This is a genomic window from Pseudofrankia sp. EUN1h (assembly GCF_001854645.1).
Lineage (GTDB): Bacteria > Actinomycetota > Actinomycetes > Frankiales > Frankiaceae > Pseudofrankia > Pseudofrankia saprophytica.
This window is the reverse complement of the sequence record NZ_MBLN01000051.1, coordinates 49,583-63,938: the sequence shown is the minus strand read 5'-3', so window position 1 is coordinate 63,938 and position 14,356 is coordinate 49,583. Positions and strand designations below refer to the sequence as shown.

Sequence of the window (14,356 nt, the reverse complement as noted above, 5' to 3'; positions counted from 1 at the left end):
GCGAAACCAGCCCAACCGTCCTTGAGGCAGTACCTACTCCCGAGGAGACCCCCGTGAACGGGCACACCGACAACTCGATCTGGATCGACGCGGACATCGAAACCGTCTGGACTCTCACCAACGACCTGGAGAACTGGCCCCGTCTGTTCACCGAGTACGCGTCTGTTGAGATTCTCGAGTCCAGGGACAACACCTTCAAATTCCGGCTGACGATGCATCCCGACGAGAACGGCCAGGTGTGGAGCTGGGTCTCCGAGCGGACCCTCGACCCGGACAGCCACCGGGTGCGTGCCTACCGCGTCGAGACCGGCCCGTTCGAGTTCATGCACATCGAGTGGACGTACTTCCCGGAGGGCACCGGCACCCGGATGCGCTGGGTTCAGGACTTCCGCATGAAGCCGGCCGCGCCCGTCGACACCGCCGGAATGGTGGTGCGCATCAACACCAACACCCCGCGGGAGCAGGCGGCCATCAAGGAGAAGGTGGAGAACGCCGCGCGCCAGGCGTCCGCCGCCGCCGCCACTGCCACCGCCGGGAGCGTCCGGTGACCCCGCCCACCGCCACGGTCGCGGCTCCGAAGATCAAGTCGATCCATGACGTCCCCGCCAACCGTCGCCGAGGCGGTGACATCCGCACGATTTTGTCGCCGGCCACCGTCGGCTCGAAGGCCGGCTTCATGGGCACGCTGACGCTCGCACCCGGCGAGATCGTCACCGAGCACTGGCACCCGTACTCGGAGGAGTTCCTCTTCTGCGTGCGCGGCGAGGTGACGATCCAGCTTGACGGGCAGGAGTACCTGCTGCCCGCCGAGAGCGGTGTCCACCTCCCCGTCGGGACCCGGCACCGGCTGGTCAACAACGGCGCCGAGGAGGCGTTCTTCGTCTTCTGCTCCGGCCCGCTCGCGCCCCGGCCCGACCTCGGGCACGTCGACACCGAGGTACTGTCCGCCGCCCAGGCGGCGGCACCGCATCCTCACGTGGGCACCGCATGACACGCAGACGCACGGCCATCACCGGCGTCGGTGTGGTGGCACCGGGCGGTACCACCCGTAAGGAGTTCTGGGCGATGATCACCGACGGTCGCACGGCGACGCGGCGGCTGTCGCTCTTCGACCCGACGCCGTTTCGCTCCCAGGTCGCGGCCGAGTGCGACTTCGACCCGCTCGTCGCGGGCCTGAGTCCCCGCGAGGTGGCTCGCAACGACCGGTTCGTCCAGTTCGCGCTGGTCGCCGCCGCCGAGGCGGTCGCGGACTCCGGCCTGGAGTTCTCCAGCCAGGACGTGGACGGCGCCGTACCGGGCGCCGGCCCGGTCGTCGGGGTGAGCCTCGGCAGCGCCGTCGGGGCGACCACCCGGCTGGAGAACGAGTACGTCGCGGTCAGCGACGGCGGCCGCTACTGGGAGGTCGACCCGCGCTACGGCAGCCAGTTCCTCTACCACGCGCTGGTTCCCAGCTGTCTGGCCACCGAGGTCGCGACGAGGTTCGGGGCGCACGGCCCGGCGTTCGTCGTGTCGACCGGCTGTACCTCCGGCATCGACGCGGTCGGCTACGCCCATCAGCTGATCGTCGACGGCGAGGCGGACATCATGATCGCCGGTGCCTCCGACGCCCCGCTGTCGCCGATCTCGATCGCCTGCTTCGACGCGATCCGGGCGACCTCGGCGCGCAACGACGACCCGGAGCACGCCTCCCGGCCGTTCGACGCGAGCCGGGACGGGTTCGTCATGGGTGAGGGCAGCGCCGTCCTGGTGCTGGAGGAGTACGAGCGGGCCGTCGCCCGTGGCGCGCACATCTACGCCGAGGTCGGCGGCTACGCGTCCCGCTCGAACGCCTTCCACATGACGGGCCTGCGTCCGGACGGCCGGGAGATGGCCGAGGCCATCCGGCTCGCCCTCGACGAGGCCCGGGTCGACCCGAGCGCCGTCGACTACGTCAACGCGCACGGGTCGGGCACCAAGCAGAACGACCGGCACGAGACGGCCGCCTTCAAACGGTCGCTCGGGGCACACGCCTACCAGGTGCCGGTCAGCTCGCTGAAGTCGATGGTCGGGCACTCGCTCGGCGCGATCGRCTCGATCGAGCTCGCCGCGTGCGCCCTGGCGATCGAGCACGATGTCGTCCCGCCGACCGCGAACTGGACCACTCGCGACCCGGAGTGCGACCTCGACTACGTGCCCAACATCGCCCGCGACCACAGGGTGGACGTGGCGCTCTCGGTCGGCAGCGGTTTCGGCGGCTTCCAGTCCGCGATCGTGCTCACCGCCCCGGGGTGGGCGGCATGACCCCGACCTCCCAGATCACGACCTCCCAGCAGACCTCCCAGATTGGCTTCGCCAATCCGGCAGGGACCCCGGGCTTCGCCGATCCGGCAGGGACCCCGTTCGACGATCTTGCGGGAACCCCGGGCACCGTTCTGGCGCCAGGCACGGGGCCGGCGGCGGGGGAGGAGTCGCCGCTGGCCCGGCCGGTCATCACCGGCCTCGGCGTGGTCGCCCCGGGTGGCGTCGGCGTCGAGGAGTTCTGGGCGGCGACGCTGCGCGGCGAGCTGGCGATCACCCCGATCACCCGGTTCGACGCGTCCCCCTACGCCGCCCGGCTCGCCGGCCAGGTCCCTGACTTCGACCCGGTCGACCACCTGGACAACCGGTTCATCGTGCAGACCGACCGCTGGACGTGGTTCGGCATGGCGGCGACCAGGCTCGCGCTCGCCGACGCCGGCTACGACCCGGCGACGCGGGACCCCTACGAGACCTCGGTGATCTTCGGGGCCGGCTCGGGGGGCAACGACTTCGGCCAGAAGGAGCTGTCCCGCCTGCACACCCGGGGCCGCACAGCGGTGTCGGTCTACCAGTCGATCGCCTGGTTCTACGCGGCGACCACCGGCCAGACCTCGATCCGCCACGGCCTGAAGGGTCCGAGCGGGGTCGTGGTCGCCGACGGCACCGGCGGGATCGACAGCCTCGCGCAGGCCAGGCGCACGATCCGCCGGGGCACGGCGAGCGTGCTCGCCGGCGCCGCCGAGTCGGGCCTGACGCCGTACGCGCTGACCTGCCACCTCTCCAGCGGCCGGGTCAGCACCGCCGCCGACCCACGGTTGGCGTACAAGCCGTTCGACGTGCGCGCGGGCGGCTACCTGCCCGGCGAGGGCGGCGCGACGCTGCTCGTCGAGCACCCGGCCGCTGCCGCCGAGCGGGGCGCGCAGAAGGTCTACGGCGAGATCGCCGGCTACGCCGCCACGCACGACGCCCACCACCACAGCCGCCYGGCCGCCAGCCCCGCCTGGCTCGCCGCCGCGATGCGCCGGGCCCTCGCGGACGCGGGCGTCGCGCCGGGCGAGGTCGACGTCGTCTTCGCCGACGGCGCCGGCTCGCGCGACCTCGACGCGCTGGAGGCGGCGGCGCTGCGGGACGTGTTCGGCGCGGGCTCGGTGGCGGTGACCGCGCCGCAGGGCCTGTTCGGCCGGCTGTGCGCCGGTGGCTCGGCGCTCGCGGCGGCGGCGGCGCTGCTCGCGCTGCGCGACGGGGTGCTGCCAGCCGTCGGCAACCTGGACGAGCCGGACCCCGCCTACGGGCTGGACCTGGTCCGCGAGCCGCGGCCCTGCGCCGCCAGGGTGGCGATGGTCGTCGCCCGAGGCTTCGGCGGCTTCAACAGCGTCCTCATCCTGCGCCGCCCCGCCTGAAGATCACGACCCACCCCGCACGACCCACCCCGCACGACAACCTCGCACCACCCGGCCCGACCGGCCCGACCGGCCCGACCGACAACGACTGGCTGAGCACTCTCCACAGCCTCAGACGCAGACCCCGAGACAAGGAGCCCAATGTTCGCCGACCTGGCTGGCAAGCGCGCGCTGGTGACCGGCGGGACCCGTGGCATCGGCCGCGCGGTCGCCCTCGGCCTGGCACGTGCCGGCGCCCACGTCGTCGTCAGTCACCAACAGGAGAGTGAAGCGGCCGAGAGCCTGCGCCGCGAGCTGAAGGAGACCGGGGGCAACCACCTGGTCATGATCGCCGAGGCGGCCGACCCGGCCGCGATCACCGCGCTGCTCGACGCGACCGGCGCGCACCTCGGCGGCCTCGACATCGTCGTCAACAACGTCGGCACGATCAGCCATGTCCCCTACGACCGGCTTCCGCTCGACGAGTGGAACGCCGTCCTCACCACCAACCTGACCGTCACCCACCTGGTCACCCAGGGGGCGCTGCCCTTGCTGGGCGACTCCGGCGCGGTCGTCAACGTCGGCTCCGGCAGCGTCGTCGGGGTGCCGCTGCGCGCGCACTACACGGCGGCGAAGGCGGGACTGATCGGCCTGACCCGGTCCCTGGCCAAGGAGCTCGGCGCCCGGGGGATCCGGGTCAACCTGGTCACTCCCGGCATCACCGAGACCGACCACGCGAACGGGATGCCCGACGCGGTCCGCCAGGGCTACGTCAGCCGGATCCCGCTTGGCCGCCTCGGCACGTCCGAGGAGGTCGCGGCGGTCGTGCTGTTCCTCGCCAGCGACGTCTCCAGCTACGTCAACGGCGCCAACTACTCAGTCGATGGAGGTATCTGATGGCCAGAAGCGACTACGACGCCGAGATGACGGAGGGCCCCGGCGCGGGGCCACCCGCCGCGGACCTGCCGTTCCGGGTGATGCTGACCATGCACATCCACCCGGGGCGCGAGGAGGAGTTCGAGCGGACCTGGCTGCGCATCGGTGACGGCGTCACCGGCCACCCGGCGAACCTCGGGCAGTGGCTCGTCCGCTCGGCCGACGAGCCGAGCACCTACTACATCGTGAGCGACTGGGTGAACGAGCGGCTGTTCCGCGAGTTCGAGGCCACCCCTGGCCACCTGGAGCACCGGAAGATCCTGCACCCGCTGCGGGCCCGCGGCTCCATGGTCAGCGGTGCCCTGCTGGCCTACCTGCCCGGCGCCGCGGGCGCGGCCCCGGCCCCGGCCCCGGCCACCGCCCCGACGGCGACCGAGGCCGAGACCCCCGCCGTGGAGTCGCTGCGCACGCCGGTGGGTGCCGCATGAAGGTCCGAGTCATGATCTGGGCCGCCGCGCCGGAGGACAGGCCGGAGGCCGTCGAGGAGGTCTACCACCAGATCAGTGCGGAGCTGGTCGGCACCCCTGGCCTGCTCGGCAACCACCTGATGCGCTCGATCCACGACCCCAGCCGGTTCGTCGTCGTCAGCGAGTGGACCAACATGGCCGACTTCGTCGCCTGGGAGCAGGACGCCAGGCACAAGCCCACCACGTCACCGCTGCGCTCCCTGCACGACCCCGACCGCCGGCCGGTGATCTACGAGGAGGTCGCCGCCTACGGTGCTACCGGCCGGCTCACGGACGTCACCATCTGACCCGCCCGCTGGCCGGCATCCCGCCGGTTCACCAGCCTGGCCATCCATCACGACGCCGCGCGCTCGTCCCCGTGCCGCGGCGCGCCCGCCCCGCCCGCGCGGGGAGCTGACCACCACCGATCTACAAGGGGGAACCCAATGAGGGTGCTGTTCACCACCGTTCCGATGCACGGCCACTTCTACCCGATGGTCCCGCTCGCGCACGCCTTCCGCTCCGCGGGTCACGAGGTCCTGGTCGCCACGCCGGCGAGCCTGGTCGACGCGGTCACCTCCGCCGGTCTCCCGGTCGCCGTCACCGGGCCGCCRCTCGGCCTCACCGAGATCATGATGGTGGACCGCGAGGGCCGGCCGGTGCCGCCGCCGGCGACCCCGGACGAGCTGATGGTCTCCGGCGGCAAGGCGTGGGGCCGGCTCGCGGCCCGCACCCTGCCGGCGACCGAGGCGATCATCGATGGCTGGCGCCCCGACCTGGTCGTCGCCGAGCCGAGCGAGATCGCCGGCCCGCTGGTCGCCGCCCTGCGCGGCATCCCCTGGGTGCGCCACAACTGGGGCATCACCTCGCTGCCGCGCAGCCTGCCGTTCACCGCCCAGGAGCTGGCCGGCGAACTCGCCGAGCTCGGCCTCGACGGCCTGCCGGAGCCGGACGCGGTGGTGAAGGTCGCCCCGGCGAGCATCGCCGGCGACGAGGACCCCGACGGCCTGCCGTCGCGGTACGTGCCCTACAACGGCCCGGGCGTCCTGCCCGACTGGGCGCTGGCGAAGCGGAGCGGGCCGCGCATCCTGCTGACCTTCGGCAGCCTGGTGCCGCACATGCGGTTCCGCGACTTCGTCGCCGTGCTCGGCGAGCTCGCCGCCGGCCTGCCCGCGCTCGGCGCGGAGGTCGTCGTCGGGGTGGAGCCGGCCTTCGCCGAGCGCCTCGGCGAGCTGCCGGACGGGGTGCTCGACGTCGGCTGGCAGCCGCTGTCGCTGGTGCTGCCCGCCTGCGACCTGCTCGTCCACCACGGCGGGTCGGGCTCGCTGCTGACCGCGCTGGCCCATGGCGTGCCGCAGCTGGCGCTGCCGCAGAGCTCCGACCAGTTCGTCAACTCGTTCACCCTCGCCGGGATCGGCGCGGGCCGGCTGCTGATGCCCGACCGGCTGAATGCCGAGGCGGTGCTCGTCGAGGCCCGGGAGCTGCTCGACGATCCCGGCTACGCCGAGAAGGCGAAGGGCGTGGCCGCGCAGATCGCCGACATGCCCTCGCCCGCGCAGGTCGCCTCGACCCTGGCCGAGCTCACCACCGGCTGACCTGGCCGCTGCCACGCTGGTTCCGCTTGGCGTGACCTGGTTGATTCCATGCTGGTTCCGGCCCGGGGCGGCGACGCCCCGGGCGACCGCTCCGCCCGACACACCTCCGCGAGAGTGGTGCTCTCGCCAACTGAATAGCGCCTGCTGACCAGCGAGAACGAGTTGCGCTGGGACGGCGGGCGCGTCTAGGGTCGTCGCCCGGGCGGGGGATCTCGCCGCGGGCCTGTCGCATGACTGGCCGGGCCCGTCGGAGCGCGCGGACGAGACGGACGGGACGGGCGATGACGCCAACGAGGATTGTGACCCCCTTCGGCGCGGCGTCGACCGCGGCCGAGGTCGTGGCCGGGGTGGACCTCGGCGGCCGGCGCGCCGTCGTCACCGGCGCGTCCTCCGGCATCGGCACGGAGACCGCGCGGGCGCTCGCCGGCGCGGGTGCCGCCGTCACCCTGGCGGTCCGCGACGTCGCCGCGGGGGAGCGCACCGCCGCCGACCTCGTCGCGGCCACCGGGAACAGCGACGTCACCGTCGCCCCGCTCGACCTCACCGAGCAGGCCTCCGTGCGCGCGTTCGTCGCCGCCTGGGCCGGCCCGCTGCACCTCCTGGTCAACAACGCCGGGATCATGGCCTCGCCGCTCGTCCGCACCGCCGAGGGCTGGGAGCGCCAGTTCGCCACCAACCACCTGGGCCACTTCACGCTCGCCACCGGCCTGCGCGGCGCGCTCGCGGCGGCCGGCGGCGCCCGGGTCGTGGCCGTGAGCTCCGCCGCGCACCTGCGCTCGCCGGTGCTCTTCGACGACATCCACTTCACGACCAGCGAGTACAACCCGTGGGTCGCCTACGGCCAGTCGAAGACGGCGAACGTGCTGTTCGCCGTCGAGGCGACCCGCCGCTGGGCCGACGACGGCATCACCGCCAACGCCGTGCACCCCGGTACCATCGCGACCAACCTCGGCCGCTACCTCTCCCGCGAGGAGCTGAAGCGGATCAGCATCGGCTCCGCCGCCGCCGTGGCCGCCAAGGAGGCCGCTGGCTCCGCGGGTGGCGAGCCCGCAGGCGGCACCGGGTACGCGGCGCGCAAGCCGGGCGCTCCCAAGAGCGTCGCGCAGGGCGCGGCGACCTCCGTCCTGGTCGCGGTCTCCCCGCTGCTCKAGGGCGTCGGCGGCCGGTACTTCGAGGACTGCGGCGAGGCCACGGTCGCCGGTCCTGGCGACCGCTTCGGCGTCGCCCCCCACGCTCTCGACCCGCAGAGCGCCGCCCGTCTCTGGGACGTCTCCGCCGCGATGGTCGGCTCCTAGGCTCTGTCCGTCTTCCTTGAAGGAGTGCGTCCGCCGACTTGTGACGTCCGCGCCGTCGTAGCCGTCGCGTTGTGGCCGCGGCGGGCCCGTGCCTACGATCATGGTGGCGTTTCGGGCGGTGTGCCCGAACGCGCGGCGGCCCGTTGGTAGATGCCGGGCCAGGACCGACACCGCGGAACGGGGGGTGGTCACCGTGGCTGGGTCTGACCTCGCCGGCCCTGACAGCGGCTCGCCCGGCGCGCACTGGCCGGAGGTCCCCGCCGGCGGTGACTCGCCAGCACCAGTCGGCCCGCCGCCTGACTCGAGTCCGCGGCGGGCAGCGGACGGCGAGCTGCTCGGCCGGGCCGAGGCGCTCGAACTGGTCGACATGCTGCTCGCCGGCCTGGGCACGTCCGGCGCCGCCTGGATGCTGCGTGGGGAGCCGGGAATCGGCAAGACCGCGCTGCTGGACAAGGCCGCCGCACGGGCCGCGGCGGCCGGGGTATGCGTGCTGCGCGTCTCGGGCGTCGAGTTCGAGGCCGAGATCGGGCTGTCCGCGCTGCACCAGCTCCTGTTCCCGCTGCGGCACCTGGTGGGCGGCCTGCCGGAGCGGCAGCGCACCGCGATCGACCAGGTGCTGGGCCAGGCCGACGGGCCGTACCTGGACCCGCTGGTGGTGGCGGCCGGGGCGCTCGCGCTGCTCGTCACCGCGACGCGCCTCCAGCCGTTGCTCCTGCTGGTGGACGATGTCTCCTGGATCGACGGTGCCAGCGCGACCGTGCTCGGCTTCGTCGCCCGTCGGATCACCGGGCATCCGGTCCTCTTCCTGACGGCGGCGCGCCCGTCCGGTGGGACCGTCTTCGACCAGATCGGCCTGCCCGAGCTGCCGGTCACGCCACTGCCCGACGAGGCGGCGGGGGTGCTGCTCGACTCCCACCATCCGGGGCTCGCGCCGGCCGCCCGCGAACGACTGCTGACCGACGCGGCTGGCAACCCGCTGGCGCTGCGTGAGCTGCCGACCCTGCTCACCCCGGCGCAGCGCGCTGGCCGTGACCTGATGCCGCCGCAGCTGCCGATGAGTGCCCGGCTCCAGGCCGCGTTCGCCGTCCGGCTGCGGGGCCTGCCGGCCGTCACCCGCGCGCTGCTCCTGGGCGCCGCGCTCGAGCCCGTCGCCGAGCTGGGCACTCTGCTCGCCGTCGTGAGGGGCGAACCCTGCGCACGCGGCGCTGGTGCTGATGGCGCTGGTGCTGATGGCATTGGTGTTGATGGCGCTGGTGTCGATGGTGCCGAGGCCGCCGGGCCCGGTCGACCCGCGGTCGCCGCGACGGTCGACGACCTGGCGCCGGCGGAGCGTGCGGGCCTGGTCCGCCCCGACCCCAGCACCGGGCGGGTAGCCTTCCTGCACCCGCTGATCCGGTCGGCGGTCGTACAGATGTCGTCCGTCCCGGAGCGCCGCGACGCGCATCGCCGACTGGCCCGGGAGCTTCCCGTCGACTCGGACCGGCGGCCCTGGCACCTCGCGGAGGCCGCCGTCGGGCAGGACGAGCGGATCGCGGCCGCGCTGGAGGAGTCCGCGCGGCGGACCGCGCGCCGCGGCAACGCGGCGGAGGCCATTCGCATCCTGCTGCGGTCCGTCGGTCTCACCCCCACGCCAGTCGACCGCGCCCGCCGCCTCGCCGAGGCGGCCTACCACGCCAGCAACTGCGGGCGGCTCGACATGGCCGACGAGCTGCTCGCCGACGCTCGCCGGCTGCATCCCGCCGCCGCGGGCGTCGTCGCCGCCGACGACGCCGGCGCGGCCTTGGGCCCGTTCGTCCCGCCCGACTCGCCGGGGCCGGCCGGACCGACGGACACGCAGCGCCCGCAGGCCGTCGTCGGGGCCGCCGGCCAGCCCGGTTACGGCCCGCTCTGGCCGGCTGATCGGGCAGGCGCTGCCTCCCGGTCAACCCACGGCGCGGCTACCGAGGCCGGCCTGCTCGCCTTCCGCCTCGGTGACGTCGACACCGCCCATCGGCTGTTGGGCGCCGCGCTCGACGCCGCGACCGTGTCCGCCGCCACTGCCACCGCCGACGGCACCGCTGCCACGGCCACCGCCACCGCCGCCGCCGACGACTGGGCCGACGAGACCGCCAGCATGCTGCTCGTCGTGTGCGCTCACGGCGGCCGGGCCGAGCTGTGGGAGACCTTCGCCGCCGCCCGGCGCCGCCTCCCCGGAGTGCTCGGAGGGCTCACCCTGGTCTGTCACGACGCGCTCGGAGATCCCGCCAACACCGCGCACGGCGCCCGGGAGCGGCTGCGGGAGCTCGCGGCGGCACTGCCCTTCGACCCGGTACCCAGGCTGGTCCTGCGGCTCTGCCTCGCGGCGCAGTATGTCGACGCGCTTGGCGAGTACGCCGACCTGTGCCGGCGGATGGTCGAGCGGGAACGCGACGGCGGCGCGGTTGTCCACGTGGTGGGCGGGCTGACCTTCCTCTGTTTCGACCACTACCTGCGCGGTCGGTGGGACGAGGCGGTGGCCGACGCGGGCGAGGGCCTGGCACTGGCCGACGCGCATGGCTACCAGCTGTTCTCGTCCCGCTTCCGCTATGTGCTCGCCGCGGTCGCCGCGGCCCGCGGCGACGTCACCGCGGCGGTGGCGAGGAGCGACGCGATCACCGCCTGGGCGCAGCCGCGCCGGCTGCTGGCGCACCTGACACTCGGCTCGCACATCCGCGCTCTGGTCTCGATCGGCCAGGGCGACTACGAGGAGGCGTACGCTCACGCCGCCCGGATCAGTCCGCCGGGGGTGCTGGCCTCCTATGTCCCGCAGGCGCTGTGGACCGTCGGCGACCTGGTCGAGGCAGCGGTGCGCACCGGGCGGCTCCAGGAGGCGCGGGCGCATGTCGCCGTGGCCACCGCCGCGGACCTGCCGGCCATCTCGCCGCGGCTCGCCCTGCTGGTCGCCGGGGCGCGCGCCCAGGTGGCCGCGGCCGAGCGCTCCGCGGCGGCGCGGACCTGCTACGAGTCCGCGCTCGCCGCGCCGCGGGCCGACCAATGGCCGTTCGATCACGCACGGTTGCTGCTCGGCTATGGCGAATGGCTGCGGCGAGAGCGGGAGGTCACACGGGCGCGCCGTCCGCTGCACGCCGCGCTCGAGACGTTCGACCGGCTCGGTGCCCTGCCCTGGGCGGCGCGCGCCCGAGGCGAGCTGCGGGCCGCCGGGGTGACGGTCCCATCGCCGCGTCACGCCGTGCCCGCGGGCGGTGGTGTCGCCGACCACCGGCCTCACACGGGTCGGCCGGAGTCGCTGACTCCCCATGAGCTCCAGATCGCCCACCTCGCGGCGACCGGGCTGACCAACCGGCAGATCGGCGAGCGGCTCGGCGTCGGGCACCGCGGCGTCAGTGCCCACCTCTACCGGATCTTCCCGAAGCTGGGCATCACCTCCAGAGCGGCCCTGCGCGACGCGCTCGCCGCCCACGCCGTGGACGCCGAGTAGGCGAGGCCTGGGGTCGGCGGTCGGCGACTCCGTGGGCCGCTGGGTGATCGGCCGAGTCAGATGACAGATGAGCGGAACGGCTCCTACCTGCGACGCTGACGCGGCATCGGCGTCCAGGCCTGGCCGTGCGCGCCGACCGGCGGGACGGGTGCGCGACGCCGGCACCGACACGCCGCCGTAGCCCGGAAGGCGAGGACCCGCATGAGCGACAAGATCCGTATCACCCATATCGGCGGACCGACGGTGCTGATCGAGGCGGCCGGCTGGCGGCTGCTCGTGGACCCGACGTTCGACCCGCCCGGCCGCGTCTACCCATTCGGCCTGGGCACGTCGTCACGCAAGCTCGCCGGCCCGGCCCTGTCCGCCGCCGACCTCGGCCCCGTCGACGCCGTCCTGCTCAGCCACGACCACCACGGCGACAACCTCGACGACGCCGGGCGCGCGCTGCTCCCGTCCGTCGGCACCGTCGTCACGACGGTGCCCGGCGCCCGCCGCCTCGCGGCCGGCAGCGGCGGCGCGGTCACCGCACGGGGCCTGGCCCCGTGGGAGGTCACGCGGCTGGAGGCACCCGGCCGGACCACGATCGAGATCACTGCCACGCCGGCGCGCCACGGCCCGCCGCTGTCCCGCCCGGTCGCCGGCCATGTGATCGGGTTCGCGCTGCGTTGGGAGGGCCAGCGGGATGGCGTGCTGTGGGTGACCGGGGACACCGTGCTCTTCAAGGGCGTGCGCCAGGTCGCCGAGCGCTTCCGGATCGGCGCGATGCTTCTTCACCTGGGCTGCGTGCGCTTCTCGCTGACCGGCCCGGTGCACTACAGCATGACCGCCCGGGAGGCGGTCACGCTGCTGCGCCTCACCGAGCCGGCCGTCGCCTTCCCGGTCCACTACGAGGGCTGGCGGCACTTCAAGCAGGGCCGCGCGGACGTCGAGCGGACCCTTGCCAGCGCCCCGGTGGACCTGCGTGACCGCGTCCGCTGGCTGCCGTTCGGCGAGCCCGTCGACGCGATGGTCTGACGACCGGCGAACCSTGGCCGATCATCGACTCCAGGGACACCATGGTCGACCGCGATCCCAGTCCTGATCACCAACTGTGGTCGATGGTCGTGTACGCGCGGTCGACCATCGGCCACGGTTCGCCGCGCGGGCGCGGTCAGTGCAGGTCGGGGAGGGTGGCGAGGGCGTCGAGGAGGGTCGCGGACAGGGAGTCGGTGCCGCCGTGGGCGACCCAGCGCTCGAAGCCGTAGCTGACCACGCCGGACAGGGCGGCGGCGTAGGCGCCGGCACGCGGGTCGTCGGGGCCGACGCCCAGGCGGGCGGTGACCGCGGCCTGGAAGGCCGCGGAGGTGCTGACGGTGCCGCGGGCCAGCGCCAGCATGACGGTCTCCGGCGAGCGGTGCACCGCGAGGCCCCAGGTGAGCAGCAACTCACGGTCGCCCTCACGCTCGTGGTTCGTCTCCCGGACGGCGGCCGAGAACGCCTCGACCAGCGACTCGTGCGGCGGACGGGCGCGGACCCGGGCGCACAGCAGCTCGATCAGGCTGCGCGGGAGCGAGGCGAGCACCTCGTCGCGGCTCGCGAAGTAGCGGAAGAACGTGCGCATCGAGATCCCGGCGGCCGCGGCGATCCGCTCGACCGTCACGTCCTGCGGCGCCTCGCTCGCGAACAGCGTCAGCGCCGTGCGTTCCAGCTGTCGGGCGACGCGCTCGCGCCGTAGCTCCCATCCGTTCGGACGGTGCTCGAGGGTCTCGGCGCTCATGGCACTGCATAATGCCGCACCGCGCCCCGACACTTCCGCCCAAAAGTCCAGTGCTCGGCCGCGACAGTGCCGCCGTCGCCCTCGGTGGCCGGGCGGCGGCGGCCGGGCGGCGGCGACCCTCGCCCCCGGGTCGCGTGCCGCGCCGGCCGCGCCCCTGGGCGCCAGGGCGTCAGGGCGTCAGAGCGCCAGAGCCGAGGCTCCGCGACTTGTGTCATCTGACTGACGCCCGGTCGCGCGTGCCCGGGTAACCGCCGAACTTCCTCTACCGCGCTGTAGTCATCCGACGGAAGCGAGCCCGACGACGTGGTTCCTACCGTGACATCCATGAGCGCTGACACGGGAAAGCCCGACACGATTGTTCTCATCCACGGCCYGTGGGTCACACCCCGTAGCTGGGAGCACTGGGTCGAGCGGTACGAGAGCCAGGGGTACACGGTGGTCGCGCCGGCGTACCCCGGCTTCGAGATCGAGGTCGAGGCGATCAACGCGGACCCGAGCATCATGGACGACCTGACGCTGCGCCAGGTCGTCGACCATCTCTCTGCCGTCATCGGCGCGCTCCCGACGCCGCCGATCCTGATCGGGCACTCGGCGGGCGGTGCCCTCACCCAGATCCTTCTCGACCGCGGCTACGGGGCCGCCGGGGTCGCCCTCAACTCGGCGCCGACCGAGGGCGTGCTCGTCGCGCCGCTGTCCCAGCTGCGCTCGACCCTGCCGGTGCTGAAGAACCCGGCGAACCGGCACAAGGCGGTCGGGTTCACCCACGAGCAGTTCCGGTACGCGTTCACCAACACGTTCACCGAGGAGGAGTCGCTGCGGATGTACGAGCGCTACGCCATCCCGGCTCCTGGCGGGATCGTGTGGAACGGCGTCCTGGCGAACTTCGAGCCCGGCCACCACGACGCCTGGGTCGACTACAAGAACGACGACCGCGCCCCGCTGCTGTTCATCTCAGGCGGTGAGGACCACATCATGCCGCCGGCGGTCCAGCGGTCGAACGCCAAGCACTACAAGTCGACCGCCACTGTCACCGAGGTGAAGGAGTACCCGGGCTACGCGCACCTGCTGCCCGCTCAGGAAGGGTGGGAGGAGATCGCCGACTTCGCCCTGACCTGGGCGGTCGCGCACGCAAAGGGTGAGGCTACGGCGCCGGTCGGCGGTTGACCGGCTCCGGTCAACCGGCCGCGGCCGGGCGACTCCGGCCGAGTAACGGTG

General features: G+C 73.8%; 13 protein-coding genes. 12 read left to right on the top strand and 1 reads right to left on the bottom strand.

Translation table 11 applies throughout. The annotated features are described in order from the left end of the window. The first annotated feature begins 53 nt into the window (after positions 1-53). From BCD49_RS16905 to BCD49_RS16855, 11 genes are all read left to right on the top strand, one after another. Complete coding sequence (locus tag BCD49_RS16905) at positions 54-548, top strand: SRPBCC family protein (RefSeq protein ID WP_007514292.1); 495 nt, start codon at positions 54-56, stop codon at positions 546-548. Further along, positions 545-991, top strand: coding sequence for a cupin domain-containing protein (locus BCD49_RS16900; protein WP_007514291.1), 447 nt, complete (start codon positions 545-547; stop codon positions 989-991). Before BCD49_RS16905 ends, BCD49_RS16900 begins: the two co-directional genes overlap by 4 nt. Further along, positions 988-2,280: a beta-ketoacyl-[acyl-carrier-protein] synthase family protein gene (locus tag BCD49_RS16895; protein ID WP_071041658.1), complete on the top strand. Its 1,293-nt coding sequence runs from the start codon at positions 988-990 to the stop codon at positions 2,278-2,280. Before BCD49_RS16900 ends, BCD49_RS16895 begins: the two co-directional genes overlap by 4 nt. Continuing rightward, positions 2,277-3,677 carry a beta-ketoacyl synthase N-terminal-like domain-containing protein gene (locus BCD49_RS16890; protein ID WP_116439405.1) on the top strand — a complete coding sequence of 467 codons (1,401 nt, stop codon included), beginning with the start codon at positions 2,277-2,279 and terminating at the stop codon, positions 3,675-3,677. The genes BCD49_RS16895 and BCD49_RS16890 overlap by 4 nt, the downstream gene beginning before the upstream one ends. Before the next feature lie 141 nt (positions 3,678-3,818). Further along, a complete protein-coding gene (locus BCD49_RS16885; RefSeq protein ID WP_007514288.1) occupies positions 3,819-4,553 on the top strand; it encodes an SDR family NAD(P)-dependent oxidoreductase in 735 nt (244 codons plus the stop codon). Next, positions 4,553-5,020, top strand: a complete 468-nt coding sequence (locus BCD49_RS16880; RefSeq protein ID WP_007514287.1) for an antibiotic biosynthesis monooxygenase family protein — start codon at positions 4,553-4,555, stop codon at positions 5,018-5,020. The genes BCD49_RS16885 and BCD49_RS16880 overlap by 1 nt, the downstream gene beginning before the upstream one ends. Next, a complete protein-coding gene (locus BCD49_RS16875) occupies positions 5,017-5,346 on the top strand; it encodes an antibiotic biosynthesis monooxygenase family protein (RefSeq protein WP_007514286.1) in 330 nt (109 codons plus the stop codon). The genes BCD49_RS16880 and BCD49_RS16875 overlap by 4 nt, the downstream gene beginning before the upstream one ends. 138 nt (positions 5,347-5,484) lie before the next feature. Further along, positions 5,485-6,633: a nucleotide disphospho-sugar-binding domain-containing protein gene (locus BCD49_RS16870; RefSeq protein ID WP_007514285.1), complete on the top strand. Its 1,149-nt coding sequence runs from the start codon at positions 5,485-5,487 to the stop codon at positions 6,631-6,633. 281 nt (positions 6,634-6,914) lie between these two features. Continuing rightward, positions 6,915-7,928 carry an SDR family NAD(P)-dependent oxidoreductase gene (locus BCD49_RS16865; protein WP_071041657.1) on the top strand — a complete coding sequence of 338 codons (1,014 nt, stop codon included), beginning with the start codon at positions 6,915-6,917 and terminating at the stop codon, positions 7,926-7,928. A gap of 193 nt (positions 7,929-8,121) precedes the next feature. After that, a complete protein-coding gene (locus BCD49_RS16860; RefSeq protein ID WP_158072949.1) occupies positions 8,122-11,385 on the top strand; it encodes a helix-turn-helix transcriptional regulator in 3,264 nt (1,087 codons plus the stop codon). A 201-nt stretch (positions 11,386-11,586) separates the two neighbouring features. Then, positions 11,587-12,399 (top strand): MBL fold metallo-hydrolase, encoded by an 813-nt coding sequence (locus BCD49_RS16855; protein WP_007514281.1) that lies wholly within the window; start codon positions 11,587-11,589, stop codon positions 12,397-12,399. A 136-nt stretch (positions 12,400-12,535) separates the two neighbouring features. On the opposite strand, the gene BCD49_RS16850 is transcribed toward BCD49_RS16855, so the two are convergent. After that, positions 12,536-13,141 carry a TetR family transcriptional regulator gene (locus BCD49_RS16850; RefSeq protein ID WP_007514280.1) on the bottom strand — a complete coding sequence of 202 codons (606 nt, stop codon included), beginning with the start codon at positions 13,139-13,141 and terminating at the stop codon, positions 12,536-12,538. Positions 13,142-13,465: 324 nt separating this feature from the next. Between BCD49_RS16850 and BCD49_RS16845 the strand changes: the two genes are divergently transcribed. Next, on the top strand, positions 13,466-14,305 hold the full coding sequence (locus tag BCD49_RS16845; protein ID WP_071041656.1) for an alpha/beta hydrolase: 840 nt from the start codon (positions 13,466-13,468) through the stop codon (positions 14,303-14,305). Positions 14,306-14,356: the final 51 nt, after the last annotated feature.